Below are 24,623 nucleotides of genomic sequence, written 5' to 3' on the forward strand. Positions count from 1 at the left end.
CCTTTACAGTGGTTGTTAGGAATCACTCATATACATGTATCACGAAAAGCTTACGCAATCCAAAAGTTGCAGGACGATCGGAAACATAATTAACCGCCGTTCATAGGGAAATCGAACTGGGGCAGGCTCGTGAAATCCGTCGCGCGCTGTCTCGAATGCGTCATATTGCACAGCTGTACAATATGACTTCGTCTTGCCTTCTAATCAATGGCGGGATCAATTGTTCCACGATCATTTTTGCGAATGTGGTAACTATGCGTCTACCGCCTCTCAATGCCGTCCGCGCCTTTGAAGCCGTTTGCCGTCACGGCAGCATCTTGAAGGCCGCCGAGGAGCTGAATGTCGTACGCGGCGCCGTGCGCCAGCAGATTGATACGTTGGAGAATCACTTCGGCCGCAAGCTCTTTGCGCGCGACGGCCGCCGCTTGGTTCCGACCTCGCAGGCAAGCGCTTTCGCTGAAGCTTCGGGCGCGGCGTTCGACATCCTGCAGCGTGCCGCTATGGAACTCGAAGGTGTCGGGCCTGATCGCATCCGTCTCGGCGTTCCCTCCGCCTTCGCCGTCTGGTGGCTGATGCCGCGCGTCGCGGACATGCAGGAGAGCCTTGGCGATTTGGTGGTCGACATCGTACCGATGACCGTGGTCGAGCCGCTGCAGACGCACCCGCAATTGGACGCGGTGATCATGGGCGGCGAATACCGGCCGGGCTTAGGGGTGACCGCCATGCGATTCATGGAGGATGAATTCGGTCCGGTCGCCACGCCGGCGCTGGTGGCGATGCTGTCGAAGGACCCTGCTGCGATGGGTGGGCTGACGATGCTTGTCAGTCGCAGCGCGCCGAAGCTCTGGGCCGAATGGTTTGCGGAGAGCGGCACGCTGCCTGTCACTTTCTCCCGCCGCCAGGAGTTCGAGGATCTGCTGTTGGCGCTCGGCGCTGCTCGCTCCGGGCTTGGCGTCGCGATTGCGCCGCGTGCCTCGATAGAGGACGATCTTGAGCGCGGGCAGTTGGTCGCGCCCTACGGCTTCATCTCACGCCCCTTGGGCTACAGCCTTTGCTGCCGCACGCCGGATGCGAAACGGCCGGCCTTCACTGCTTTGTCCAGCTGGCTGCTTCGGCGCGGAGGGCGGGCTTGAAGGGCAGTTTTTCTGCTCTTTCGCCAGAATTACTTCCATAGGCGTCGCGCTGTCGCTCCGATAGACAGGTTCGAACACGAAACGGGGAAGAGTGATGGAGAAGACTGCAACCCGCATCGATTGGATCGGCAGCAGTTGCCGATTGCTCAAGTCGACAGCCGCCGAATTCGAGCGCACGCGTCCCTTCGAGGGCATGTCGATCGGCACCGGCATTCATCTGGAACCGAAGACGGTGGCGCTCCTGATGACGCTTCGAGCTGGTGGAGCGCGCCTCGTCTGCACTGGCAATCTCAACAGCACCCAGCCCTCGACGGTCGAGTTCCTGCGGGCACAGGGCGTCGCCGTCTTCGCGACCCAGACAACCGATCCCGCCGCCCATCACCAGAGCCTCGAAGCGGTCATTGCCGAAAGGCCGGATCTGCTGCTCGACAATGGCGGCGATCTCTTCGCCATCGCCGCAGAAAAGCCTTACGCCAATCTTCTCGGCGGCACCGAGGAGACGACGTCCGGCCGCACGCGCCTGCTGCCGATGCGCGCGCACCTGAACATGCCGATCCTCGTCATCAACGACAGCCCGATCAAGCAGTTCGCCGAGAACCGGCATGCCGTCGGCCAGAGCCTGTTCGAAAGCTATCTGCGCTTCACCAATCGCTCGACCAACGGCAAACGCGTGACGGTTTTCGGCTACGGCGCCTGCGGCAAGGGCACGGCCGCCTGTTTTCGCGCCGCCTTTTCGTCAGTCAGCGTCGTCGATATCGATCCGGTGACGACGCTCGAAGCTCATCTCGACGGCTTCGTGACGCCACTGCGCCAAGAGGCGATCCGTTCGGCCGATATTCTCATCACGGTTACCGGTTTTGCCGGTATCGTCACGGCGGCCGACCTGCCGCTCCTCAAGGACGGCGCGATTCTGATGAACGGCGGCCACTTCCCGCATGAGATCGACGTCGAAGCCTTCCGCAGCCACGCCGACATCTCCGGCACTGATCGCTATAAGGCGGAGCACATCGAAACCTTCCACTTGAAGGACGGTCGTTCCTTTCACGTGCTTGGCGCTGGCCACATGGCCAATCTCGCCGGTCCGCGACCGCTCGGCAATTCCGCTGAATCGATGGATCTCGGCTTTGCGCTCCAGGCGCGCTGCCTCGAGCGTATCGCCAGGGGCGAGGCCGGTGCTGATTCCTGTGTCGTGCCGGTGCCCGCCGATATCGATGCGATGGTGGCGAACGCCTATCTCGATCTCTCGCGCTGAATCTTCCGTCAGCGCTCCCAATAGGGGACGGGTCCGTAAAGCTCCGCGAGATAATCGATGAGCAAACGCACCTTGGCCGGCAGGAACTGTCGGCTGGGATAGACGGCCGAGAGTGTGACATTGTGCGAGCCCTCGTAGGCGGGCAGCACCTGCACCAGGCGGCCGGCCTTGAGTTCTCCGCCAATATCCCAGGTGGAGCGCAGTGCGATCCCGAGGCCGGCGATGACAGCCTCGCGGATCACTTCGCTGGAATTGGTGACCAGCATGCCCTCGGGGCGCAAACTGAGCGGGCCCTCCGGCCCGTTCAGCCGCCAGGTATCGTTGTTGTGCGCCGGCAGGCAGTGATGCTGCTTCAGGTCGTCGATGGTTCTGGGCTCGCCGTGCGCAGCAAGGTAATCCGGCGAGGCGCAGAGCAGTCGGCGCACCGGCGCCAGCCGGCGGGCGACGAGGCTTGAATCGGTAAGCTCCGCGATACGAATCGCCAGATCGAAACCACCGCCGACGATGTCGGAGAATTCGTCGGTCAGCACCAGGTTGATCGTCAGCGCCGGATGCGCCGCCATGAAATCTTTGAGATGCGGCGCGATATGCATGCGCCCGAAGGAGGTCGGCGCCGAGATCTTCAGCGTGCCGTGCATCTGGGCCGAGCGGCCGGAAATGTAGAATTCCGCCTCCTCCAGCCCGGCGAGAATGCCGAGAACGCGGTCGTAAAAACCCTGGCCGGCTTCCGTCAGTGAGATCTGCCGCGTCGTGCGCTGCAGAAGCCGGGTGCCGAGCCGATCCTCCAGCCGCTTGATCCGCTTGGAGACGACCGCCGGAGAAAAGCCGAGCGCCCGGCCGGCGAGCGACATGCTTCCCGTCGAAACGACCTTGGCAAAGATTTCGAGATCACCCAGATTGGTCATAAGCTTTTCGCGGCTTTTTCCCTTTTTGGCATAAGTGCTTAGCATTTGCGCCACTTTCGGGAAAGTGCTAAGCCGGTTCACCGGCGGCAGAGGGCTGGCGGCCCGTCCCGCTGTCATCTTCCCGCTGCTGTTTCCCGTCGTCAGGGCCAGGGAGGGCACCATGTCTGACGCCATTGCGTTTCTCAGCCCCCGCGCCGATGTGCTGGCGGGCCGCGCCCGGATCGTTGCCGATCTGACCGATCTCCTGCCGCCGGAATGCCTGGTCTACGAGGCCCGCGAGCTCGTGCCGTTCGAAACCGACGCCTTCGTTTCCTACCGCCGCCTGCCGCTCGCCGTCGCCCTGCCGCGCACCACGGCCGAGGTTTCGGCCGTCATGCGTTATTGCCACCGCTACGGCATTCCGGTCGTGCCGCGCGGCGCCGGTACCTCGCTTTCCGGCGGCGCCATTCCGCAGGAGGACGCCGTCGTGCTTGGCCTGTCGAAGATGAACGCCATCCTGGACATCGATCTGCCGAACCGCGCCGCCGTGGTTCAGGCCGGCGTCACCAATCTTAACATTTCCGACTCCGTTTCCGCGGACGGGTTTTTCTACGCGCCCGATCCGAGCTCGCAGCTCGCCTGCACGATCGGCGGCAACATCGGCATGAATTCCGGCGGCGCCCACTGCCTGAAATACGGCGTCACCACCAACAATCTGCTCGGCGTCAAAATGGTGCTGGTCGACGGCACGGTGATCGAACTTGGCGGCAAGGCGCTGGATGCGGCAGGTTACGACCTGCTCGGCCTCGTCTGCGGCCACGAAGGCCAGCTCGGCATCGTCACCGAGGCGACCGTGCGGCTGATCGCCAAGCCCGAAGGCGCGCGCCCCGTGCTCTTCGGCTTCGAAGCTTCAGAAGAGGCCGGCGCCTGTGTTGCCGATGTCATCGCCGCCGGCATCATCCCCGTTGCGATCGAATTCATGGACAAACCGGCGATCGAGATCTGCGAGGCCTTCGCCCATGCCGGCTATCCCCTCGATGTCGGGGCGCTCCTGATCGTCGAGGTCGAGGGTTCGGAAGCGGAGATGGACGCGACGTTGAAGGATATCGTCGCGATCGCCCGCCGGCACGGTGTGAAGACCGTGCGCGAGTGCCAGTCGGCAACCGAGGCGGCCTTGATCTGGAAGGGCCGCAAATCGGCCTTCGGCGCCACCGGCCGCATCGCCGACTATATCTGCATGGACGGCACCGTGCCGCTCAGCCAGCTCTCTCATGTGCTGAAGAAGACCGCCGAGATCGTCGACCATTACGGCCTGCGTGTCGCCAATGTCTTCCACGCAGGTGACGGCAACATGCACCCGCTGATCCTCTTCAACGCCAACGATCCCGAAGATGCCGCCCGCGCCGAGGCCGCCGGCAACGATATCCTGAAGCTCTGCGTCGACGCCGGAGGCTGCCTGACCGGCGAACATGGCGTCGGCATCGAAAAGCGCGACTTGATGCGGCACCAATATTCCGAGGCCGATCTCGCCCAGCAGATGGCGGTGCGCGCCGCCTTCGATCCCGGCTGGATCCTCAACCCGTCGAAGGTCTTCCCGCTCGAAGGGCGCCCGGCCACATGATCGATCTGATGCCGACCAGCGAGGAACAGGCGGCGGCGATCGTTCGCGCACATGCGGAGGTGAACCGGCCGCTCGCCGTCTGTGGCGGAGATACGCGCTCGGGTTTCGGCAATGCCGTTGTCGCCGAAGATAGGCTGCGATCGACCAGGCTTTCCGGCATCGTCGCCTACAATTCCGGCGAGATGGTCATGACAGCCCGCTCGGGTACGCCGCTTGCCGAGGTCGAGGCGGCGCTGTCCGAAAGCGGCCAGATGCTCGCCTTCGAACCGATGGATCATCGCCCGGTCATGCGCAGGTCGGGCGAGCCGACGATCGGCGGCGTCTTCGCCGCCAATGTTTCCGGCCCGCGCCGCCTCATTGCGGGTGCTGCTCGCGACAGCCTGCTCGGCGTGCGCTTCGTCAACGGCAAGGGCGAGATCATCAAGGCCGGGGGCCGGGTGATGAAGAATGTCACCGGCCTCGATCTCGTCAAACTGATCGCCGGCTCGTACGGCACGCTGGGTTTCCTCACCGAAGTCACTTTCCGGGTGCCGCCGCGCCCGAAGACCGAGCGGACCGTGGTTCTCTCCGGACTGAACGATGCCGAGGCGGCCAATGCCATGGCGGCGGCGATGGCGCTGCCGGTCGAGGTCTCGGGAGCCGCACATCTGCCTTTGACGGTGACGTGGAAATTCCTCGCCGGCAAGCTGCCGGAAGGCGAGGCGACGGTTCTGCGTATCGAGGGCCTGCCAGGCTCGGTCGACGTGCGCGTCGAAAAGCTTGCAGCGGCGATGTCTGCGTTTGCGACCGTCACCAGACTGGAGCAGCCGGAAAGCCGCAGGCTCTGGCAGGAGATCCGCGACGTACTGCCTTACGCCGACGGCACCCTTCGGCCGGTCTGGCGCGTCTCGGTTGCCCCCGGCACCGGTCATCAGCTAGTCGCCGCGCTCCGCCTCGAAGCAGGAGTCGATGCCTTCTACGACTGGCAGGGCGGCCTCGTCTGGATGAGGATGGAGGCCGGCCCCGAAGCCGATCTGGTCCGCCGTTACATCAAGGCGCTCGGCGGTGGTCACGCGACGCTGATCCGGGCATCCGCTGAGGCGAGGGCGGTTACATCAGCTTTCCATCCCGAGCCCGAGGCGGTGGCGATGCTGTCGCGGCGGGTAAAGGAGAAGTTCGATCCGGCGGGGATTTTCAATCCGGGGAAGATGGGGTGAGAAGATGAGTTTGCGCGTGAGCCACCCCCCTCTGTCCTGCCGGACATCTCCTCTACAAGGGGGCAGATCGGCAAGAGGTTGGACCATCGCTCTCTCGCCGTCGCGTCGGAGTTGCAGTGTCCGAGTTGTTTGGGGAAGCCATCGCCCCCATACGATCTCTGTGGGGGTCCGAAGGACGGGTCGAGACCTGTGGCTCGACTCCGGGTCCGGCAGGACGGAGGGGGGTGCCCCGGGCACCGCGCCTCGGAGGCTCCGCTAGATGCAAACCAACTTCACCCCCGCCCAGCTCGCCGATCCCCATGTCGCCGAATCCGAGCAGATCCTGCGCAAGTGTGTGCATTGCGGCTTCTGCACCGCCACCTGTCCCACCTATGTGACGCTCGGCAACGAACTCGACAGCCCGCGCGGCCGCATCTATCTGATCAAGGACATGCTGGAAAACGGCCGCGCCGCCGATGCCGAGGTCGTTACCCATATCGACCGCTGTCTCTCCTGCCTTGCCTGCGTCACCACCTGTCCTTCGGGCGTCGACTACATGCATCTGGTCGATCACGCCCGCGCCCATATCGAAAAGACCTACAGGCGGCCGTTCATGAACCGGCTGACGCGCGCCATCCTTGCCGCTGTGCTGCCCTATCCCGGCCGTTTCCGCCTGGCGCTCAATCTCGCCCGCCTCGGTCGGCCCTTTGCCGGCCTGATGCGGGGGGCGGCGCTGAAACCCTTCGCCGCCATGCTGGCGCTGGCACCGCGCCGCATCCCCGCGGCTTCGGCTTTCGCAAAACCCGGCAGCTACCGGCCGGAGGGGGAACGGCGCGGCCGGGTGGCGATCCTTTCCGGCTGCGCCCAGCCGGTGCTCGATCCCGGCATCAACGCGGCGGCGATCCGGCTGCTGACGCGGCTTGGCATCGAGGTCGTGGCGCCGGAAGGCGAGGTCTGCTGCGGATCGCTGGTGCACCACATGGGCCGCGCCGAACAGGCGCTGGCGAGCGCCCGGACCAATGTCGATATCTGGACGCGTGAGATCGAAGGGCAGGGGCTCGATGCGATCATCATCACCGCCTCGGGCTGCGGCACGACCATCAAGGATTACGGCCATATGCTGCGCCTCGATCCCGCCTATGCCGCAAAGGCGGCCAAGGTCTCGGCGCTGGCAAAGGACATCACCGAATATCTGGCGACCCTCGACCTTCCGGCCCATATGCCGAGGGGCATCACGGTCGCCTACCATTCCGCCTGCTCGATGCAGCACGGCCAGCGCATCACGCTTGCGCCGAAGCAATTGCTGAAAGCAGCGGGCTTCACCGTGCGCGATCCGGCTGAGGGCCATCTCTGCTGCGGCTCGGCCGGCACCTACAACATCATGCAGCCGGAGATCGCGGCTGCGCTGAAGGTGCGCAAGGTCAAGAACATCGAAGCCACCAAGGCCGATATCATCGCCACCGGCAATATAGGCTGCATTACCCAGATCGCCACCGGCACCGAGATCCCGATCCTGCATACGGTCGAGCTTCTCGACTGGGCCTATGGCGGCACTATGCCGGAAAAATTAACGGGTTTGCCGTTAGGCTGAAGAAAATGCAGCCGGTCCGTCCGGCCGCTTCGGGAGGTTGGACGATGTGGCGGGGAATGATTGTATTTGCGGGACTGCTCTGTGCGGCAGGCGCGGCCCATGCCGATAGCCGCCTGTTCTGTTCGGCCGATGACGCGCAGGCGCGCTTCACCCTCGAAAGCGGCTTCGCAAGCGATGCCGGCCACAGGCTCAGCCATTTCCGCGGTGCCCTGATCGTCAAGGATCCCGCGCAGGCGCCGGCCTTCGCAAAACGTGTGTTCGAATCGCAGCATCTGAGCAATCACTGGTCGCGCGATGGCGAGCTGCTCCTGGAAGTCTTCGACGGCGGTGGTGATGATACTGGCGGCGCGACACTGGATCTGGTGGTTGTTGCCGGCACGCGTGGCAAGCCGGCGGCGAATTTCAGCGGCACCTATTCCCTGACGATCGAAGGCGGCAGCAAACCTTATGCCGCCGAGGGCAAGGTCAGCTGCGGCATGAAATAGCGCATAACGCCGCAGCTGAATTTCAATTCATTACCAGTGGAAGGATACGCCGACGTTGACGGCGTTGGTGAAGATGTCGGTCTTCAGCCGGTCGCCGCTGTCGATCGGAACGTCGACGCGCGAATAGGTACCCTTGTATTCGACGAAGGTCGACCAGCGTTCGGTCACCTTGAAGTCGACGCCGGCCTGGGCCTGCAGGGTCACGCCGCCGAATTCATAAGCCCAGGTCTTGCCCTCCGGGCGAATCACTTCGACATGCGGAATGTTGACGCCGATGCCGGCGCCGAGATAGGGCGTCCAGCGGCGGCTCGGATCCTGGAAGCGGTAGAGACCGTTCACAGTGAGCAGGTTCAGGCCGTCGGTGAATTCGAAATGCGACCAACCAGCCTCTGCGAGGGTGTCGTCGTCCGCATAGACCTTGTCATGGGTAAAATCGAGCGAGATACCCCAGTTCGGCTTGTTGAAGTTTTCCAGCCACCAGGTAACGCGAGCGCCGTAATAGGGCGGGGCACCGAAGGATTTGCCTTCCCAGCCGGCGGTGAAATGCGTGCCGTCCGAGACGTCGACGCCGCTGTGCGGCGCAGTCTGATAGCCGCCGTAGATGGAGAATTCCAGATCCTCCGCCGAGGCGGAGGCAGCTGAACAGATTGTAAAAAGCGCGATGCCCGCAAGCAGGGAGGCGGAGGAACGCAGCGCATATGTCATTGAATAGCCCCGATATTACAAAATATGTCCACTCTGCGGCAGCTGTGCCAGTTTTCGGCCGCAAAGTCTAACCAAAACGAGAGACGCGTCAAAATGCGCCTTCCGATTTTCTGCAAGTGTTGCTCAGCCGCCGAACATCGTGCGCAGCACGTCGATGCCTCTGTCCTCGAACGCCACCTTGCCCTGCTTGTTGCCGGGACCGATGACGATCACCTTGGTGCCGACGGCGGCGCGATCATAAAGATGCATCACGTCCGCGTTCATCATGCGGATGCAGCCGGAAGACATGTTGAGGCCGATCGTCCAGGGCTGATTGGTGCCGTGGATGCGGAAGATGGTGTCGCGCCCGCCCTGATAGAGGTACATGGCGCGGGCGCCGAGCGGATTGTCCTCGCCGCCTTCCTGGAAAGCGGGAATGATGTGGCCCTTGGCTGCTTCGCGGCGGCGCATTTCGGCCGGCGGCGTCCAGCTCGGCCATTCGGCCTTGCGGCCGATCTTGACGATGCCGGACCAGCCGAAGCCGTCACGGCCGACGCCGATGCCGTAGCGGGTGGCGCGGTTGTTGCCCTCGACGAGGTAGAGATACTTGTTGTTGGTATCGATGATGATGGTGCCGGCCGCTTCCGTCGTCACCAGGCGCACCTTCTTGCGCTTGAACTGCGGCTTCACATATTTCGGCATCTGCGCCACGCGCACGATCTGCGCCGGGCGCCGCGCCGGGTCGGAACCCGAGCCGGCAGGCGCAGCAAAGGCTGACGTGGACATCAAGGACAGGACGAGCCCGGCCGCCGCCAAACCCGACATCAATTTGATCATGATCGATTCCCCTCAAGCAACTCCGGCCGAAGCTACATGATCTTCTGCCCGATTCAAGATCGGTATGGCCTGATAAAGCAATTTTAAAGAGTGGAGCCGCGTGTTCTTGCCGCTTCCAGACTATAGGATGTGCCGTTACATGACGATGACGCGGGTTCCGACGTTGACCCGTTCGTAAAGATCGACGACGTCCTCATTGCGCAGTCGGATGCAGCCGGAAGAAACGGCGCTGCCGATCGACCAGGGTGCATTGGTGCCATGGATGCGGTAGAGCGTCGAGCCGAGATACATGGCGCGCGCGCCGAGCGGGTTTTCCGGGCCGCCGTCCATGCGCGCCGGCAGGTAATGGCCCTTGGCGGCCTCGCGGCTGATCATCTCGGAAGGCGGCGTCCAGTCCGGCCATTCGGTCTTGCGGGTGATCTTGTGGACGCCTGCCCATTCAAAGCCCGGCTTGCCGACGCCGACACCGTAGCGTCGCGCCCTGCCGCCCTCCGTCACCAGATAGAGGAAGCGGTTGTTGGTGTCGATGACGATCGTTCCGGGCTTTTCCGTGGTGTCGTAATCGACCATCTGCGGCAGATATTGCGGCTCGATCGGATGGCGGATAGCCGGTATGCCGGGATTGATCGCAGACACGGTCTGCAGCGCCGGCTGCGGCGCCGGGCGGATGGCGCGGCGCTGGAAAAGGCCGCGCTGCTGCGGCTGGACGACCGGGCGCTGGTAGACGACGGGACGAACCTTGCCGCCGCTCAGCTGGTTGATCCATGGCGCGGTCAGATCGGGGCTCAGCACGACCGGCGGGCGGGTAGCGTAGCGGTCGTCGGCATTGGCGGCCGTGGAGAAAGCACCGAACAGTGCTGCGGCAAGAACAAGCTGTTTCATCATCGGACGGACTCTCAACAAATGGCCGAAAATGGACTGGCGGGGACTATCCACCCGCCGAAACGCTGCCACCCTATCCGCCAGCGAATGGTAAAGATCGATTCATGAAAAGCCGACCGACCGGATAAACTTTTCGTCAGGGTTACCGTTCGGTTTGGAAAGACAGTTTGCAAATGGTAAAGCCGGAATCACGACCGGAGAACGAACGGATCATGAGCGCGACTGGGATTATCATCGGCGAGGATGGCAGGAGCCGCTGCCACTGGCACGCCAATCTACCCGATTATCTCAGATATCATGACGAGGAATGGGGCCGCCCCGTGACGAACGATATCCGTCTCTTCGAGAAGATTTGCCTCGAAGGCTTCCAGTCCGGCCTTTCCTGGCTAACCATCCTGCGCAAGCGGGAGAATTTTCGCGCCGCGTTTGCCGGTTTCGATTTCGAGAAGGTTGCCCTCTTTGGCGAAAAGGATGTAGCCCGCTGCCTTGCCGATGCCGGCATCATTCGCCATCGCGGCAAGATCGTTTCCACGATCAACAATGCCAAGCGCGCAATCGAAATTCGCGACGAATTCGGCTCGCTCGCCCATTATTTCTGGCGCCACGAACCCGGCCATAACGAGCGGCCGGCGGTGGTCGACCGTGACCATCTCCTCGCCAACCCGACGACGCCGACATCGGTCATCATTTCGAAGGATCTGAAGAAACGCGGCTGGACCTTTGTCGGCCCGACCACAGTTTATGCCTTCATGCAGGCGATGGGCCTCGTCAACGATCATCTGGAGGGCTGCTTCTGTCGGCCCGAGGTCGAGGCGATGCGCGCTGTGCTGGTCCGACCATGAAAGATCTGTCCGTGAAAATAGTGATCGCTGCCCTTGTCCTGTCCTTCCTGCCGGCCATTGCCATGGCGCAGACGCCGCAGCTTGATCCCGGCGAGAAGCTGGAGAAGCTGCAGTTCCCGGCCGTTACCATGCAGCTCAAGGGATGGACGAAATTCGGCAATAGCCACGTCTATACGCTGCCGGTGCGCGCCGGTCAGCACGTCAAGATCAGCTTTTCCACCAAGAGCAAGTTTGCCTTCCTGGCGATCTTCGACCTGTCGAAACCCGATGACGAGGCTTTCTTCGGCACCGATGAGGACGGCATGAGCTATCAGGCGACGGTGAAGGAAAACGCCACCTGGCTGCTGCGTCCCTATTACTCCAAGGTCTCGCCGCGCCGCGGCCTCGGCGCTCCCTTCAGCATCCTGATCGAGCCGTTGGCTGCCGCCCCGCAGCAGCCGCAGCCGCAGGCCGAGCCGGAACGCCCGTCGCTGTTTCCGAAGGCGCCCCCTAAGCCGAAATGAGCTCTATGCGAGCCGGTCGATCAGCTCGCGCAACTCGCCGAGATGGCCAATCTTGCGGAATCGCGGCGCCTCCGTCGGCTCGTCCACATGTTCCAGCACCCAGGTGAGTTCGTGCGGCACGAAGACGCCGTAGCTGCCGGCCGCGATTGCCGGCACGATATCCGACTTCAGCGAGTTGCCGACCATCATCGCCCGCTCCGGTCCGTCACCGACCTTGGCAAAGATGCGCCGATAGGTGACGGCCGTCTTGTCGGAAACGATCTCGACCGCATCGAAGAAGTCGCCGAGCCCGGATTGGGCAAGTTTGCGCTCCTGGTCGAAGAGATCGCCCTTGGTGATCATGACCAGCAGATATTTGCCGGCGAGCGCCTCCAGCGTCTCGTGCGCATGTGGCATGGTCTCGACCGGATGGCTGAGAAGGTCTCGGCCGGTATCGAGGATCTTGGCGATGACGCTGGCCGGCACCTTACCCTCGGTGATCTCGATCGCCGTCTCGATCATCGACAGCGTGAAGCCCTTGATGCCGAAGCCGTAATGGCGAAGGTTGCGTTTCTCGGCCTCCAACAGCCGCTCGGAAATCTTCGGGCCCTCGGCGAAATCGGCAAGAAGCCTGGTGAAATGGGCTTCCGTCAGTCGATAATATTGTTCGTTCTGCCAAAGCGTGTCGTCGGCATCGAAGCCGATCGTCGTCAGTGCTCGCGTTGTCACATCAGCACCTCTTGAACTATGGCCGGGAATCTATCGGCCGCGTGTGTCGAGACAAGGGCGTTCGCTTCCGACAAGACTCAGCGTTGAAAAGCGCCGCCGTCGCACTACATCGAAGTGGCCTCACCCAACAGCCAGCCACGGCTGTGCCTGTCGCGCGCAGGCCAATAATCAAAAAATGAAGTTCTTGAGTTCGCAAGTCCCTCTTGCGGCAGACACAAAGGAATTTTCGACCATGCGTTACAATCAACTCGGAAATACGGGACTTTTCGTCTCGGAAATCTGCCTGGGCACGATGACCTTCGGCGAAGCCAAAGAAGGCAGCATGTGGGGCGCCATCGCCGATGTCGACCAGAATGCCGCTGACCGGATCGTCGAGCGCTCGCTTGCAGCAGGCGTCAATTTCATCGACACGGCCGACGTCTATTCATCCGGCGAGTCCGAAAGGCTGCTCGGCCAGGCGCTGAAGAACCTCGACGTCCCGCGCAAGGATGTCGTCATTGCCACCAAGGTCTATGGCGTTATGGGCGACAAGCCGAACGACCGCGGCGCCTCGCGCGGCCATATCATGGATTCGGTGGAGGCGAGCCTCAAACGCCTGCAGACCGATCATATCGACCTCTATCAGATCCACGGGACAGACACGGTGACGCCGATCGAGGAGACGCTACGCGCCTTCGACGACCTCGTTTCACGTGGCCTGGTGCGCTATATCGGCGTCTCCAACTGGCAGGCCTGGCGTATTTCCAAGGCGCTCGGCCTCTCCGAACGCCGCGGCTTCGCTCGCTTCGAAACGGTGCAGGCCTATTATTCCATCGCCGGCCGTGATCTCGAACGGGACATCGTGCCGATGATGCAGGAGGAGAGGCTCGGCTTGATGGTGTGGTCGCCCCTCGCCGGCGGCCTGCTCTCCGGCAAATATGGTCCGGGCGCGCCCGGCAACGGCGAGGGCCGCCGCGCCAATTTCGACTTCCCGCCGGTCGACAAGGACAGGGCCTGGGCCTGCGTCGCCGTCATGCGCGAGGTCGCTGAAAAGCACGGCGTCAGCGTCGCCACCGTGGCACTCGCCTATATCCTCGCAAAGCCTTTCGTCACCTCGGTCATCATCGGCGCCAAGCGGGTCGACCAGCTCGACCAGAACCTTGCCGCCGTCAGGCTGAAGCTTGACGACGGCGATATGCAGAGGCTCGACGAGGTGAGCGCGCTGGCTCCTGAATATCCGGGCTGGATGCTGGCAAGGCAGGGAGCCGGCCGACGCCCGGCCGATTTCGAGCCGAAGGACTGAGATCGGCGGCATCGCGCCACCGGCTGCTTCGTGCGGATACCTGCCCTTCAGCGGCGGTCCGAAGGACGGGTCGAGACCCGTGGCACGACCCCGGTCGGTGGCGGCAGCCGGATGAGGGCCGGTCGAGTATGACGGACGCCTGGAATACAAGGCGTTCCCTGCGCTTGGGATCGACTACTTCCCGTGGGCCTTGAGCCAGGCGTTCATCTCCGCGAAGGCGAGCGTGCACATGGTGTTTATAGGCGAAGGCCGGATACAAGCCAGGCCGAGCGGCGGTCACATCCTGATCACCAGGCTGCAACGACCTTGTGTTCGATCCTGTAATCCTTGCTCTCTTCGCCGAGCGGCGCGACCGGCCATGTCCAGGCGGCCTTCGCCGGCGGCGGCAAGACGCCATGCAGCAGGTCGGCCTCCTCATGGGTTTTGCCGTTGCGGTCGATGACCGCAAAGGCAATGTCGGTCACCAGGCAGTTGCGGCAGGAAAGGCCCGAAAGCCCGTCAACATGTGCCGCGATCAGCCTTTCCACCGTATCGTCAGGCATTTGCCCGACCTCGGCCTCGTGGCGCCGTTTCACGCCTCGGCCGATCTGCGACAGCAGGTTGGCCGAAACCACCAGATCGAGATAGGGCACAGTCCTGAGGAAGCCGAGCGGTTCGGGTTCCTGACCGGCGGCGAGTTCGTCATAGCCGGAGAGATCGCGCTCGATCAGCCTGATATTGCGATGGCGCTTGGCCGCAAGCCATAGCCGCACCGAGGCAAGGTGAACGAGATCGACGAGCACGACGGTATCGAAATCGCGTGCGAGCTCTTCGATCGGCACGTCCCGCAGCAGGCCGGAGCCGAGCACGACGGCGGTCCGTTTCTGCCTGAGGCCGGCCGCCGCCGCGCGGATCGCGTCGCGGCTCTTCTCCTCGTGGTCGGCCCATTCCGCGGCGCAACGCCCGGCCCGCGACCAGAGATTGACGGAATAGCGAATGAATTTTCGGTGGGCCTTGCCGGTCAGCGGCAATGTTGCGGCATAGAGAATCGCCTCGGTGATCATGAGCCCATCCGCATTCTGAACAATGCCTCTTGTTCAATCGATTCTGGCCGCGCCATCAAGGCCCTTCGCCCTTGCCGCTCCCCGCCCAATCCGCTAGGACACCGCCACTGTCACAGTCAGCGGAATTCCCGGAAATGAACGACAAGCAGAAGAAACCGCAAAAGCTCAAGGCCCGCCTGCCGCGCGGCTTCGTCGACCGGACGGCCGGCGATATCCGCGCCGTCAACGAGATGACGGCAAAGATCCGGGAAGTCTATGAGCATTATGGTTTCGACCCCGTGGAAACGCCGCTGTTCGAATATACCGATGCGCTGGGCAAGTTCCTGCCCGACAGCGACCGGCCGAACGAAGGCGTCTTCTCGCTGCAGGACGATGACGAGCAATGGATGTCGCTGCGCTACGACCTGACGGCGCCGCTCGCCCGCCATGTCGCCGAGAATTTCAACGAGATTCAGCTGCCCTACCGCACCTATCGCGCCGGTTACGTCTTCCGCAACGAGAAGCCAGGCCCCGGCCGCTTCCGGCAGTTCATGCAGTTCGATGCCGATACCGTCGGCGCGCCCGGCGTTCAGGCGGACGCGGAAATGTGCATGATGATGGCCGATACGCTTGAGGCCCTCGGCATCAAGCGCGGCGATTACGTCATCCGCGTCAACAACCGCAAGGTTCTGGACGGCGTGCTGGAAGCGATCGGCCTCGGCGGCGACGACAAGGCCGGCCAGCGACTCAATGTGCTGCGCGCCATCGACAAGCTTGACAAGTTCGGGCCACAGGGTGTGGCGCTGCTGCTCGGTCCCGGCCGCAAGGATGAATCCGGCGACTTCACCAAGGGCGCCGGGCTCGACCAGGAGCAGATCGACAAGGTTCTGTTCTTCGTCGGCATCAAGGACTACGCCGAAAGCGCCGGGCGCCTTGCCGAACTCGTCGCGGGAACTTCGAAGGGCGCCGAAGGCGTCGAGGAGCTGAATTTTATCGGTGCACTCGTCACGAGCGCCGGCTATGGCGCCGACCGTATCAAGATCGATCCTTCGGTCGTCCGCGGCCTCGAATATTACACCGGCCCGGTCTACGAGGCCGAGCTTCTCTTCGACGTCACCAACGAAAAGGGCGACAAGGTCGTCTTCGGCTCGGTCGGCGGCGGCGGGCGTTATGATGGCCTCGTCTCCCGCTTCATGGGCCAGCCGGTTCCGGCGACGGGCTTTTCGATCGGCGTCTCCCGCCTGATGACGGCGCTGAAGAATCTCGGCAAGCTTGGTGCGAGTGAAGTGATCGAGCCGGTGCTGGTCACCGTCATGGACGGCGACGTCGAGGCGATGGGCCGCTATCAGAGGATGACGCAGCAACTGCGCGCCGCCGGCATCCGAGCCGAGATGTTCCAGGGCAACTGGAAGAAATTCGGCAATCAGCTGAAATATGCCGACCGCCGCGGCTGCCCTGTGGCGATCATCCAGGGCGGCGACGAGCGCGCCGAGGGTGTCGTCCAGATTAAGGATCTGATCGAGGGCAAGCGGCTTTCCGGCGAGATCGAGGACAATGCCAGCTGGCGCGAAGCCCGCGTGGCGCAGGAGACGGTGCCGGAGGCCGATCTCGTCGCTAAGGTGAAGGAAATTCTGGCCGCGCAGGCGGAGGATCGGAAGAGGGCTGGCGGCGATGTCTAAGGCATACCCCCCTCTGCCCTGCCGGGCATCTCCCCCACAAGGGGGGAGATCGGCTGGGAGCATTCTTTTGCCCCCATCAAAAACTTCAAGTGGCCGGAGCCACTTGGTGCACTCTCTAAATAGCGGGAAGTTGGCGCGTCTTGCCGATCTCCCCCCTTGTGGGGGAGATGCCCGGCAGGGCAGAGGGGGGTGCCTTCCGGCAGAACCTTCGCCTATCGTTCGGAGTTCGGCATGCCCCTGATCAACCTCCCCGAATTTTCCAGCGAGCTGCTCGCCGAATTTACCGCCCGCAACGCCGAGCGCATCGACACGCCGGTCATTCAGCCGGCCGAGCCTTTCCTCGATATCGCCGGCGAGGATCTGCGCCGGCGCATCTTCATGACCGAGAGCGAAACCGGCGCCAGCCTCTGCCTGCGGCCCGAATTCACCATCCCCGTCTGCCTGCGCCACATCGAGACCGCGACTGGCACGCCGAAGCGCTATGCCTATCTCGGCGAGGTCTTCCGCCAGCGCCGTGACGGCGCCAACGAATTCTATCAGGCCGGCATCGAGGACCTGGGTGATATCAACCTTGCCAGCGCTGATGCCCGCGCCATCGGTGACGCCACCGGCATTTTGAGCCGCCTGCTGCCGGGCCGGCGCCTGTCGGTGACGCTTGGCGACCAGGCGGTGTTCGAGGCTGTTGTCCAGGCGCTCGGCCTGCCGCTCGGCTGGCAGAAGCGCCTGATCCACGCCTTCGGCAACATGACGCAGTTGGAGGCGCTGCTTGCCAGCCTCGTCAGCCCGCAATTCGTCACCGGGCTCGATGACGATATTGCCCGGCTTATTGCGTCGGGAGACGAACAGGCGCTGGTCGCGCATATCGAGCATGAAATGCAGGCGACGGGTTATTCGACCAACGCCAGCCGTTCGCCGCTGGAAATCGCCCGACGGCTCAAGGAAAAGCTCATCCTCTCCGAAACGCGCCTCGACGACGCGGCCTTCCATGTCTTGGAGCAGTTCCTGTCGCTCCACGTGCCGCTCGTCAACGCTTCTGCGGCCCTGGCCGGTTTCGCTGACGCGGCGGGTCTGAAGCTCGGCAACGCGCTCTCCCGCTTCAACGGCCGCGTCGCGGCCCTCGCGAACGCCGGCGTCGATCTTTCCGATCTTGGTTACCGCGCGGCCTTCGGGCGGCCGCTCGATTATTACACCGGTCTCGTCTTCGAGGTGACGGTGGAGGGATCGAGCGCGGTTCTGGCCGGCGGCGGCCGCTTCGATAAACTCCTGACATTCCTCGGTGCGACGGACCGCATTCCGGCCGTCGGCTTCTCCTTCTGGCTCGACCGCATCGAAACCGAAAGGGCAGCCGCATGACCATCACAATCGCGCTCCCCTCCAAGGGCCGGATGAAGGACGACGCTTCGGTGATCTTCGAGCGGGCCGGCCTGCGGATCACGGGGGTCGGTAACGATCGCTCCTATCGCGGCCGCGTCGAAGGTCGGGACGATGTCGAGGTCGCCTTCCTCTCGGCCTCCGAAATCTCCCGCGAACTCGGCAACGGTACCGTCGATTTCGGCGTCACCGGTGAGGATCTGATGCGGGAGGGTTTTGCCGAGGTCGACAAGCGCGTCGAGTTCTGCGCCCGTCTCGGCTTCGGCCATGCCGATGTCGTCGTTGCCGTGCCTGAGATCTGGCTTGATGTCGAGACTATGGCCGATCTCGGCGACGTTGCTGCCGATTACCGCGCACGCCATGGCCGGCGCCTGGCGATTGCCACCAAATACTGGCGGCTGACCCAGCAGTTCTTTTCGAGCCAGCACGGCATCCAGCTTTACCGCATCGTCGAAAGCTTGGGCGCCACCGAAGGCGCTCCTGCCTCCGGATCGGCCGATATCATCGTCGATATCACCTCCACCGGCTCGACGCTGCGCGCCAACCACCTGAAGGTGCTCCAGGACGGCGTCATCCTGCATTCGCAGGCCTGCCTGGTGCGCGCTCGCCGCGACAACCATGCCGAGGAACCGGCCGTGCAGGCGATCATCGACGCGGTGCGCGCCGCCCTCTGAGTCTCAGCAGCAGCTTACGAAAAACCCGCCGTCGGATTGACGGCGGGTTCTTGGTGTCCGGGAGGATGTCTGCTGGTATCAGGCAGTCGCGTAGGCGCCGCGGCGGGCGTCGAGCGAGTAGGCGCCTGCGCCATAGGTGGCGAGCATGATATAGGCGCCGGCGAGCGTGATGTTCTTCATGAAGTTGACGAAGTTCAGGCCGCTGAGCCAGGCGTTTGCGGCGGCCGGGAAGTCCGGAACGTTGATCGGCGAGAAGTGGAAGACGAAGCCGGTGAACACGCAGAAGACGGCAAGCAGCCAGCCGACGATGCGGACCTGGAAGCCGATGAGCACCGCAAGACCGGTCGCCAGTTCGAATAGGCCGGCGAGGTAGGTGAGCGCGGTGGACGCCGGAAGGCCGGCCCCGGCGATCATGCCGGCGGTCGAAGCCGGATCGGTCAGTTTGCCGAAGCCGGCGAAGATGAACATGAAGGAAAGAAGAATGCGGGCAATCAGGATGATGACGTTCGACATGGATGTTGTCTCCGTTTGAAGGACCCTGGAGATCTTGGTGCCCCGGCACCGGTTGGACCTCGGATGCCTCCTATGTCGCCTTTTTCGTCCGTTATGAAAAGATAAACGGAAGCGGACAGTTCGTTCACTAATATGGAACGACGTCCTGCCGTCGTCGCTTGCCTTTGCCGAAGGGTCTCTTATGGTCGGCGCCCAACAAGGAGGCCCCGATGGCAGATCTTTCCGCATTTCCGATCACAAAGCGCTGGCCGGCTAAAAATTCCGATATCATCCAGCTTTATTCGCTGCAGACGCCGAACGGGGTAAAGGTCTCGGTCGCGCTCGAAGAACTCGGGCTCGCATATGAGCCGCATTATATTTCCTTTGGCGACAACGAGCAGAAGTCCCCCGAATTCGAATCCCTCAATCCGAACGGCCGCATTCCGGCGATCATCGATCCCAATGGGCCGGGGGGAAAGCCGATCGGCCTGTTCGAATCCGGCGCCATCCTGCTTTATCTCGCGGAAAAGACCGGCAAGCTGATCCCCGCCGATCCTGCCGGCCGCTATGAATGTATCCAGTGGGTGTTTTTCCAGATGGCGGGCATTGGCCCGATGTTCGGCCAGTTCGGCCATTTTCATAAATTCGCCGCCGACAAGGTCGCCAACAATTCCTATCCGGTGGAGCGCTATCGCGACGAGTCGAAACGGCTGCTCGGCGTGCTCGAGGGCCGGCTGCAGGGTCGCCGGTGGATCATGGGTGACCAATATACGATCGCCGACATCACCACCTTCACCTGGGTCCGCGGCGCCGACATTTTTTATGGCGGCCGCGAGATTCTCGAATATGCAAAATTCCCCGCGGTTTCGGATTGGCTGGCCCGCTGCATCACCCGCCCGGCAAGCGAAAAGGGCCTCAACATCCCCGTCAAGCCGGAGTAGCGGACGGTCCCCGGAAATACGAAGGGCCGCCTTCGGGGCGGCCCGAGATTGCTGCTGGAGGCGCAAGCATCTCTTGCGTCATGCTCGGGCTTGTCCCGAGCATCTGCAACCAGTGCAGCATATCCTCGGCACAAGGCAGCACAAGGCCGAGGATGACGTTGAGAGAGCGAGGTTTGTTAGCTGGGGTCGCCCTCGAGGCGACCTTTTGTCTTCATTGCCAGTCTCACCGCCAGCTTGTGATCTGTTTTGCGCCTTCAAGCTTGAAGCGCGGGAAGACGAAGACGCCGGCCATGCTGCCGCTGTATTTCTCCTCGAGGCCGTTCGACTCGCCCATGCAGAAGAGCGGCTGCCGCAAGCCGTTCGGCATGACGATGGTCGTCGAAAAACAGAAGGACGAGCAGAGCGTCGCTGCCTGTTCGAACAGTTCCAGCACGTGGCTGCGATCTTTTGTGTCGTAACAGCGGACCAGGCTCAGCAGCCCGCATTCCGGGGTCGAGAGGCCGTGCAGCATCGTGCTCCAGTCGCCGAGACGAAGCAGTCCGCTCGAAAGATCTCCGGTCCAGGGCTCGGAAACGGAAAACTGCGCCAGCATCTCGTGATTTCGCTTGTTGTCGTTCAGCGAGCCGGGCATCAAAGGTACGGCTGCGTTGGCTTTGGCGATCTTAAACAAGGCGTTCCCCAGTTCGGATGCGGCTCCTCCGCCGCACGCTCGTCCACACAAGAAACAGGATCATGTAGCAGCGGTCATTATGTCCGCGCCAGCATTCGTCGCTCGTTGTCACAGCCATCGGGCCTCCGAAACCGGAGCCTTTCAGCTGAACGTTCTGGCGTCGCTTTTTCGCGCTCCGGCCTCGTTTGAAGGCGAAAATCATCGCCGGTGCGCACGTCAATTGCTGCCCGGATTTATAGGAGCTTTTAATCAAACGGCAACGCCTTTTTCAGGGGTGGTCAGGCCGCTGCCTTCTCTCGGGCTTGCGCATTCTGCCGGCCGTTTCGCCGGAAAAATGAGCAAAAATCGCTTGTTTTGCCCCGCAACAGGCCGCAGATGACGCCAATCCCCGCCTATTTCCACGGCGGGAAAAACAAGCGGTTAAGCAAGCCTGGCGAAAGCTTCGAGACCGGCTGACCCGCTGCACGGCATAAAATAGCGCACAACGGATCGAATCGCAGCGGCCAAAAGAAAAGGGCGACCCGAGGGCCGCCCTTCCTGTTCCGGATGTGCCGGAATGGATGTCAGTGCAGGCTTTCGCCTATCACATCATGTCCATACCGCCAGTTCAGCGCGCTTGACGCGCTGAACCATCTGAGTTGCTGGGCGGTTTCATGGACGATGCTGTGAAAGGCCTTTGGCCTCACATCATGTCCATACCGCCCATGCCACCCATGCCGCCCGGCATAGCCGGAGCGTCCTTCTTCGGCAGCTCGGCGATCATGGCTTCGGTGGTGATCAGCAGCGATGCGACGGAAGCGGCATCCTGCAGGGCGGTGCGAACGACCTTGACCGGGTCGATGATGCCCATGCCGATCATGTCGCCATATTCGCCGGTCTGTGCGTTGTAGCCGTAGTTGTCCTGATCCTTGTCGAGGATCTTGCCGACAACGATCGAAGCTTCGTCACCAGCGTTTTCAGCGATCTGGCGGGCCGGAGCCTGCAGAGCGCGGCGAACGATGTTGATGCCGGCTTCCTGGTCGTCGTTGATACCCTTGGAGGTGATCTTGACGGAAGAACGCAGCAGGGCAACGCCGCCGCCCGGTACGATGCCTTCCTGAACGGCAGCGCGCGTCGCGTTGAGGGCGTCGTCGATGCGGTCCTTCTTTTCCTTCACTTCGACTTCCGTCGAGCCGCCGACACGGATGACGGCAACGCCGCCGGCGAGCTTGGCAAGACGTTCCTGCAGCTTCTCGCGGTCGTAGTCGGAGGTGGTTTCTTCGATCTGGGCCTTGATCTGGGCAACACGGCCTTCGATGTCGGACTTGGCGCCCGAACCGTCGACGATCGTGGTGTTTTCCTTGGAGATCGAAACCTTCTTTGCCCGGCCGAGCATGTCAAGCGTGACGCTTTCGAGCTTGATGCCGAGATCTTCGGAGATGACGGTGCCGCCGGTCAGGATGGCGATGTCTTCGAGCATGGCCTTGCGGCGGTCGCCGAAGCCCGGAGCCTTGACGGCAGCGATCTTCAGGCCGCCGCGCAGCTTGTTGACGACGAGCGTAGCAAGCGCTTCGCCTTCGACGTCTTCAGCGATGATGAGGAGCGGCTTGCCGGTCTGGACGACGGCTTCGAGAACCGGCAGCATCGACTGCAGGTTCGACAGCTTCTTCTCGTGGAGGAGAATGAAGACGTCTTCGAGGTCGGCGACCATCTTTTCCGGGTTGGTGACGAAGTAGGGGCTGAGGTAGCCGCGGTCGAACTGCATGCCTTCGACGACTTCGAGTTCGGTTTCGGCGGTCTTGGCTTCTTCAACCGTGATGACGCCTTCGTTGCCGACCTTCTGCATGGCTTCGGCAATGTCGAGGCCGACCTGACGTTCGCCGTTAGCGGAGATCGTGCCGACCTGGGCGACTTCTTCCGAGGTGTTGATCTTCTTGGCCTTGGCCTGGAGATCCTTGACGACTTCGGCAACGGCGAGATCGATGCCGCGCTTCAGGTCCATGGGGTTCATGCCGGCGGCAACGGCCTTGGCGCCTTCGCGAACGATCGCCTGGGCAAGAACGGTTGCAGTCGTGGTGCCGTCACCGGCGATGTCGTTGGTCTTCGAAGCAACTTCGCGGACCATCTGGGCGCCCATGTTTTCGAACTTGTCTTCGAGTTCGATCTCCTTGGCGACCGAAACGCCGTCCTTGGTGATGCGCGGCGCGCCGAAGGACTTGTCGATGATGACGTTGCGGCCCTTCGGGCCGAGCGTGACCTTCACTGCATCGGCGAGAATGTCGACGCCGCGCAGCATCTTTTCGCGCGCGGTGCGGCCAAACTTGATTTCTTTAGCTGCCATGTTTGTGTCTCCTGAATTCGATTTGTTCGGGCAGAAGGCCCGTCAGTCATTTCGGGAAGCGGATCGGCTGATCAGCCGATGATGCCCATGATGTCGGCTTCCTTCATGATCAGAAGGTCTTCGCCGTTGATCTTGACTTCAGTGCCGGACCACTTGCCGAACAGGACGCGGTCGCCAGCCTTGACGTCGAGCGCGACGACCTTGCCGGACTCGTCACGAGCGCCGGAGCCGACGGCGACGATTTCGCCTTCCTGGGGCTTTTCCTTGGCGGTGTCGGGAATGATGATGCCGCCCTTGGTCTTTTCTTCGGACTCGACGCGACGAACGACGACGCGGTCGTGAAGCGGACGGAAATTGGTGGTTGCCATTGTCTAATCCCTCGATCGAATGACATTCGCGGACCGGAGCGGTCCGCATGGATAAGTGTTAGCACTCCTCTGTGGTGAGTGCTAGCGCTCGAGCATTTAGGGATGGCTCCGAGAGGAGTCAATGAGAGCAATCACGAATTTTTGTGCCGGAATTGTGAAGAGGCGACGAATTATCGGAGATTGCCGTCGAAATCTGTCTCGCCGTTGCCTTTGGCAGCGCCGCCGGACCTTGCCGTCCGCTCTCGCCGCCATCGCCGGCATTCTTGACTGCCAAGCCGCGCAGAAAATGCCTTGCCATCGTCTCGCGGCTTTGCAATGTCACCGGTGACTGAAGCAAATCGGGAAATTGGAATGGCCAGGCGGATAGAAAACTTCTCCGAGATCACGGATCGCTATGATGTGGTGCTCTGTGATGTCTGGGGCGTGGTTCACAACGGCATCGATCCGTTTCCGAAGGCCGCAGCGGCCCTTGAAGCGGCGCGCAAGAGCGGTGTGGCGGTCGTGCTCATCACCAATTCGCCGCGCCTTTCCTGGCAGGTGGTCGAGCAGCTGCGCCATATCGGCGTTCCCGACAGCGCCTATGACCGGATCGTTACCTCGGGCGATGTCACCCGCCGGCTGATCGCCGAGGGACCGAAGACCGTGTTTCTGCTCGGCCCCGAGCGCGACAAGGCGCTTCTCGAAGGCATCGGCGTCGAGCGCCGCCCGGCCGGCGAAGCGCAGTCGCTCGTCTGCACCGGCTTCTTCGACGACGAAACCGAGAAGCCGGAGGATTATACCGACATGCTTCTGGATTTCCAGGCGCGCGATGTGCCGATGATTTGCGCCAATCCCGATCTCGTCGTCGAGCGCGGCCACCGCATCATCCCCTGCGCCGGCGCCATGGCCGCCTATTACGAGCAGCTCGGCGGCAAGAGCCGCATCGCCGGCAAGCCGCACCGGCCGATCTATGAGGCGACGCTTGCGGCCGCCCGCGAGCTTCGTGGCGGTTTCCCGATCGAGCGTGTGCTGGCGATCGGCGACGGCATGCCGACGGATGTCCGCGGCGCCTTGAATTACGGGCTCGACCTTCTCTACATCAGCGGCGGGATCCACGCCAAGGAATACACCTTGAACGGCGAGACCGACGAGGCGATCCTCAACGCCTATCTCGAACGGGAGAAGGCGACGCCGAAGTGGTGGATGCCGCGACTTGCATAAAGAGAAG

General features: G+C 62.6%; 24 protein-coding genes. 14 read left to right on the forward strand and 10 right to left on the reverse strand.

Annotated elements, in window-relative coordinates:
- Positions 1 to 254 precede the first annotated feature (254 nt).
- Together J0663_RS12725 and J0663_RS12730 are read left to right on the forward strand one after the other, a co-directional pair.
- Positions 255 to 1,133 (forward strand): LysR substrate-binding domain-containing protein, encoded by an 879-nt coding sequence (locus tag J0663_RS12725; protein WP_207240686.1) that lies wholly within the window; start codon positions 255 to 257, stop codon positions 1,131 to 1,133.
- Between the two features lie 94 nt (positions 1,134 to 1,227).
- Complete coding sequence (locus J0663_RS12730) at positions 1,228 to 2,385, forward strand: adenosylhomocysteinase (protein ID WP_207240687.1); 1,158 nt, start codon at positions 1,228 to 1,230, stop codon at positions 2,383 to 2,385.
- Positions 2,386 to 2,393: 8 nt separating this feature from the next.
- Here the strand turns inward: J0663_RS12730 and J0663_RS12735 are convergent, their stop codons facing one another.
- Positions 2,394 to 3,290, reverse strand: coding sequence for a LysR family transcriptional regulator (locus J0663_RS12735; protein ID WP_207240688.1), 897 nt, complete (start codon positions 3,288 to 3,290; stop codon positions 2,394 to 2,396).
- 160 nt (positions 3,291 to 3,450) lie between these two features.
- Here J0663_RS12735 and J0663_RS12740 point away from each other — a divergent pair, with 160 nt between their 5' ends.
- From J0663_RS12740 to J0663_RS12755, 4 genes are all read left to right on the forward strand, one after another.
- Positions 3,451 to 4,890 carry an FAD-linked oxidase C-terminal domain-containing protein gene (locus J0663_RS12740; RefSeq protein WP_207240689.1) on the forward strand — a complete coding sequence of 480 codons (1,440 nt, stop codon included), beginning with the start codon at positions 3,451 to 3,453 and terminating at the stop codon, positions 4,888 to 4,890.
- Positions 4,887 to 6,086: an FAD-binding protein gene (locus J0663_RS12745; RefSeq protein WP_207240690.1), complete on the forward strand. Its 1,200-nt coding sequence runs from the start codon at positions 4,887 to 4,889 to the stop codon at positions 6,084 to 6,086. Before J0663_RS12740 ends, J0663_RS12745 begins: the two co-directional genes overlap by 4 nt.
- A 259-nt stretch (positions 6,087 to 6,345) precedes the next feature.
- The gene (gene glcF, locus J0663_RS12750; protein WP_207240691.1) at positions 6,346 to 7,656 is read left to right on the forward strand and encodes a glycolate oxidase subunit GlcF; all 1,311 of its coding nucleotides are present in this window, start codon (positions 6,346 to 6,348) and stop codon (positions 7,654 to 7,656) included.
- A 44-nt stretch (positions 7,657 to 7,700) separates the two neighbouring features.
- Complete coding sequence (locus J0663_RS12755; protein ID WP_207240692.1) at positions 7,701 to 8,141, forward strand: hypothetical protein; 441 nt, start codon at positions 7,701 to 7,703, stop codon at positions 8,139 to 8,141.
- Between the two features lie 30 nt (positions 8,142 to 8,171).
- On the opposite strand, the gene J0663_RS12760 is transcribed toward J0663_RS12755, so the two are convergent.
- The 3 genes from J0663_RS12760 to J0663_RS12770 all read right to left on the reverse strand — a co-directional run bounded on the left by J0663_RS12760 (position 8,172) and on the right by J0663_RS12770 (position 10,547).
- On the reverse strand, positions 8,172 to 8,846 hold the full coding sequence (locus J0663_RS12760) for an outer membrane protein (RefSeq protein ID WP_207240693.1): 675 nt from the start codon (positions 8,844 to 8,846) through the stop codon (positions 8,172 to 8,174).
- Between the two features lie 123 nt (positions 8,847 to 8,969).
- On the reverse strand, positions 8,970 to 9,662 hold the full coding sequence (locus J0663_RS12765) for a L,D-transpeptidase (protein ID WP_207240694.1): 693 nt from the start codon (positions 9,660 to 9,662) through the stop codon (positions 8,970 to 8,972).
- Positions 9,663 to 9,797: 135 nt separating this feature from the next.
- Positions 9,798 to 10,547 carry a L,D-transpeptidase gene (locus J0663_RS12770; protein WP_207240695.1) on the reverse strand — a complete coding sequence of 250 codons (750 nt, stop codon included), beginning with the start codon at positions 10,545 to 10,547 and terminating at the stop codon, positions 9,798 to 9,800.
- A gap of 209 nt (positions 10,548 to 10,756) precedes the next feature.
- Between J0663_RS12770 and J0663_RS12775 the strand changes: the two genes are divergently transcribed.
- Together J0663_RS12775 and J0663_RS12780 are read left to right on the forward strand one after the other, a co-directional pair.
- Positions 10,757 to 11,386: a DNA-3-methyladenine glycosylase I gene (locus J0663_RS12775; protein WP_207240696.1), complete on the forward strand. Its 630-nt coding sequence runs from the start codon at positions 10,757 to 10,759 to the stop codon at positions 11,384 to 11,386.
- On the forward strand, positions 11,383 to 11,889 hold the full coding sequence (locus J0663_RS12780) for a hypothetical protein (protein ID WP_207240697.1): 507 nt from the start codon (positions 11,383 to 11,385) through the stop codon (positions 11,887 to 11,889). Before J0663_RS12775 ends, J0663_RS12780 begins: the two co-directional genes overlap by 4 nt.
- Positions 11,890 to 11,892: 3 nt before the next feature.
- Here the strand turns inward: J0663_RS12780 and J0663_RS12785 are convergent, their stop codons facing one another.
- On the reverse strand, positions 11,893 to 12,597 hold the full coding sequence (locus tag J0663_RS12785; RefSeq protein WP_207240698.1) for an HAD family hydrolase: 705 nt from the start codon (positions 12,595 to 12,597) through the stop codon (positions 11,893 to 11,895).
- 232 nt (positions 12,598 to 12,829) lie between these two features.
- Between J0663_RS12785 and J0663_RS12790 the strand changes: the two genes are divergently transcribed.
- A complete protein-coding gene (locus J0663_RS12790; RefSeq protein ID WP_207240699.1) occupies positions 12,830 to 13,879 on the forward strand; it encodes an aldo/keto reductase in 1,050 nt (349 codons plus the stop codon).
- Positions 13,880 to 14,166: 287 nt separating this feature from the next.
- Here the strand turns inward: J0663_RS12790 and J0663_RS12795 are convergent, their stop codons facing one another.
- Positions 14,167 to 14,922, reverse strand: coding sequence for a hypothetical protein (locus tag J0663_RS12795; protein WP_207240700.1), 756 nt, complete (start codon positions 14,920 to 14,922; stop codon positions 14,167 to 14,169).
- A gap of 134 nt (positions 14,923 to 15,056) precedes the next feature.
- Between J0663_RS12795 and hisS the strand changes: the two genes are divergently transcribed.
- From hisS to hisG, 3 genes are all read left to right on the forward strand, one after another.
- Positions 15,057 to 16,580, forward strand: a complete 1,524-nt coding sequence (hisS, locus tag J0663_RS12800; RefSeq protein ID WP_207240701.1) for a histidine--tRNA ligase — start codon at positions 15,057 to 15,059, stop codon at positions 16,578 to 16,580.
- Between the two features lie 231 nt (positions 16,581 to 16,811).
- The gene (locus J0663_RS12805; RefSeq protein WP_207240702.1) at positions 16,812 to 17,933 is read left to right on the forward strand and encodes an ATP phosphoribosyltransferase regulatory subunit; all 1,122 of its coding nucleotides are present in this window, start codon (positions 16,812 to 16,814) and stop codon (positions 17,931 to 17,933) included.
- Positions 17,930 to 18,625 (forward strand): ATP phosphoribosyltransferase, encoded by a 696-nt coding sequence (hisG, locus tag J0663_RS12810; RefSeq protein ID WP_207240703.1) that lies wholly within the window; start codon positions 17,930 to 17,932, stop codon positions 18,623 to 18,625. The genes J0663_RS12805 and hisG overlap by 4 nt, the downstream gene beginning before the upstream one ends.
- Positions 18,626 to 18,703: 78 nt before the next feature.
- Here hisG and J0663_RS12815 read toward each other — a convergent pair whose 3' ends face one another.
- A complete protein-coding gene (locus tag J0663_RS12815) occupies positions 18,704 to 19,138 on the reverse strand; it encodes a DoxX family protein (RefSeq protein ID WP_207240704.1) in 435 nt (144 codons plus the stop codon).
- A gap of 209 nt (positions 19,139 to 19,347) precedes the next feature.
- Between J0663_RS12815 and J0663_RS12820 the strand changes: the two genes are divergently transcribed.
- Positions 19,348 to 20,058: a glutathione binding-like protein gene (locus J0663_RS12820; RefSeq protein WP_207240705.1), complete on the forward strand. Its 711-nt coding sequence runs from the start codon at positions 19,348 to 19,350 to the stop codon at positions 20,056 to 20,058.
- 223 nt (positions 20,059 to 20,281) lie between these two features.
- Here the strand turns inward: J0663_RS12820 and J0663_RS12825 are convergent, their stop codons facing one another.
- The 3 genes from J0663_RS12825 to groES all read right to left on the reverse strand — a co-directional run bounded on the left by J0663_RS12825 (position 20,282) and on the right by groES (position 23,416).
- Positions 20,282 to 20,728: a hypothetical protein gene (locus J0663_RS12825; RefSeq protein ID WP_207240706.1), complete on the reverse strand. Its 447-nt coding sequence runs from the start codon at positions 20,726 to 20,728 to the stop codon at positions 20,282 to 20,284.
- A gap of 682 nt (positions 20,729 to 21,410) precedes the next feature.
- The gene (gene groL / locus J0663_RS12830) at positions 21,411 to 23,048 is read right to left on the reverse strand and encodes a chaperonin GroEL (RefSeq protein ID WP_097602095.1); all 1,638 of its coding nucleotides are present in this window, start codon (positions 23,046 to 23,048) and stop codon (positions 21,411 to 21,413) included.
- Between the two features lie 71 nt (positions 23,049 to 23,119).
- Positions 23,120 to 23,416: a co-chaperone GroES gene (gene groES, locus J0663_RS12835; RefSeq protein WP_007530391.1), complete on the reverse strand. Its 297-nt coding sequence runs from the start codon at positions 23,414 to 23,416 to the stop codon at positions 23,120 to 23,122.
- Positions 23,417 to 23,767: 351 nt separating this feature from the next.
- Here groES and J0663_RS12840 point away from each other — a divergent pair, with 351 nt between their 5' ends.
- Positions 23,768 to 24,616, forward strand: coding sequence for a TIGR01459 family HAD-type hydrolase (locus J0663_RS12840; RefSeq protein ID WP_207240707.1), 849 nt, complete (start codon positions 23,768 to 23,770; stop codon positions 24,614 to 24,616).
- The last annotated feature ends 7 nt before the right edge of the window (positions 24,617 to 24,623 follow it).

The organism is Rhizobium lentis (assembly GCF_017352135.1).
In the GTDB taxonomy this organism is placed as follows: Bacteria; Pseudomonadota; Alphaproteobacteria; order Rhizobiales; family Rhizobiaceae; genus Rhizobium; species Rhizobium lentis.

What these genes read in the sequence shown, in the direction of transcription:
- J0663_RS12755 (WP_207240692.1), top strand. Translation starts at nt 7,701, where the DNA reads ATGTGGCGGGGAATGATTGTATTTGCGGGACTGCTCTGTGCGGCAGGC.
- J0663_RS12725 (WP_207240686.1), top strand. Translation starts at nt 255, where the DNA reads ATGCGTCTACCGCCTCTCAATGCCGTCCGCGCCTTTGAAGCCGTTTGC.
- J0663_RS12815 (WP_207240704.1), bottom strand. Translation starts at nt 19,138, where the DNA reads ATGTCGAACGTCATCATCCTGATTGCCCGCATTCTTCTTTCCTTCATG.
- J0663_RS12795 (WP_207240700.1), bottom strand. Translation starts at nt 14,922, where the DNA reads ATGATCACCGAGGCGATTCTCTATGCCGCAACATTGCCGCTGACCGGC.
- J0663_RS12770 (WP_207240695.1), bottom strand. Translation starts at nt 10,547, where the DNA reads ATGATGAAACAGCTTGTTCTTGCCGCAGCACTGTTCGGTGCTTTCTCC.
- hisS (WP_207240701.1), top strand. Translation starts at nt 15,057, where the DNA reads ATGAACGACAAGCAGAAGAAACCGCAAAAGCTCAAGGCCCGCCTGCCG.
- groES (WP_007530391.1), bottom strand. Translation starts at nt 23,416, where the DNA reads ATGGCAACCACCAATTTCCGTCCGCTTCACGACCGCGTCGTCGTTCGT.
- J0663_RS12730 (WP_207240687.1), top strand. Translation starts at nt 1,228, where the DNA reads ATGGAGAAGACTGCAACCCGCATCGATTGGATCGGCAGCAGTTGCCGA.
- J0663_RS12760 (WP_207240693.1), bottom strand. Translation starts at nt 8,846, where the DNA reads ATGACATATGCGCTGCGTTCCTCCGCCTCCCTGCTTGCGGGCATCGCG.
- J0663_RS12820 (WP_207240705.1), top strand. Translation starts at nt 19,348, where the DNA reads ATGGCAGATCTTTCCGCATTTCCGATCACAAAGCGCTGGCCGGCTAAA.
- J0663_RS12840 (WP_207240707.1), top strand. Translation starts at nt 23,768, where the DNA reads ATGGCCAGGCGGATAGAAAACTTCTCCGAGATCACGGATCGCTATGAT.
- glcF (WP_207240691.1), top strand. Translation starts at nt 6,346, where the DNA reads ATGCAAACCAACTTCACCCCCGCCCAGCTCGCCGATCCCCATGTCGCC.
- J0663_RS12765 (WP_207240694.1), bottom strand. Translation starts at nt 9,662, where the DNA reads ATGATCAAATTGATGTCGGGTTTGGCGGCGGCCGGGCTCGTCCTGTCC.
- groL (WP_097602095.1), bottom strand. Translation starts at nt 23,048, where the DNA reads ATGGCAGCTAAAGAAATCAAGTTTGGCCGCACCGCGCGCGAAAAGATG.
- J0663_RS12805 (WP_207240702.1), top strand. Translation starts at nt 16,812, where the DNA reads ATGCCCCTGATCAACCTCCCCGAATTTTCCAGCGAGCTGCTCGCCGAA.
- J0663_RS12735 (WP_207240688.1), bottom strand. Translation starts at nt 3,290, where the DNA reads ATGACCAATCTGGGTGATCTCGAAATCTTTGCCAAGGTCGTTTCGACG.
- hisG (WP_207240703.1), top strand. Translation starts at nt 17,930, where the DNA reads ATGACCATCACAATCGCGCTCCCCTCCAAGGGCCGGATGAAGGACGAC.
- J0663_RS12740 (WP_207240689.1), top strand. Translation starts at nt 3,451, where the DNA reads ATGTCTGACGCCATTGCGTTTCTCAGCCCCCGCGCCGATGTGCTGGCG.
- J0663_RS12745 (WP_207240690.1), top strand. Translation starts at nt 4,887, where the DNA reads ATGATCGATCTGATGCCGACCAGCGAGGAACAGGCGGCGGCGATCGTT.
- J0663_RS12780 (WP_207240697.1), top strand. Translation starts at nt 11,383, where the DNA reads ATGAAAGATCTGTCCGTGAAAATAGTGATCGCTGCCCTTGTCCTGTCC.
- J0663_RS12775 (WP_207240696.1), top strand. Translation starts at nt 10,757, where the DNA reads ATGAGCGCGACTGGGATTATCATCGGCGAGGATGGCAGGAGCCGCTGC.
- J0663_RS12790 (WP_207240699.1), top strand. Translation starts at nt 12,830, where the DNA reads ATGCGTTACAATCAACTCGGAAATACGGGACTTTTCGTCTCGGAAATC.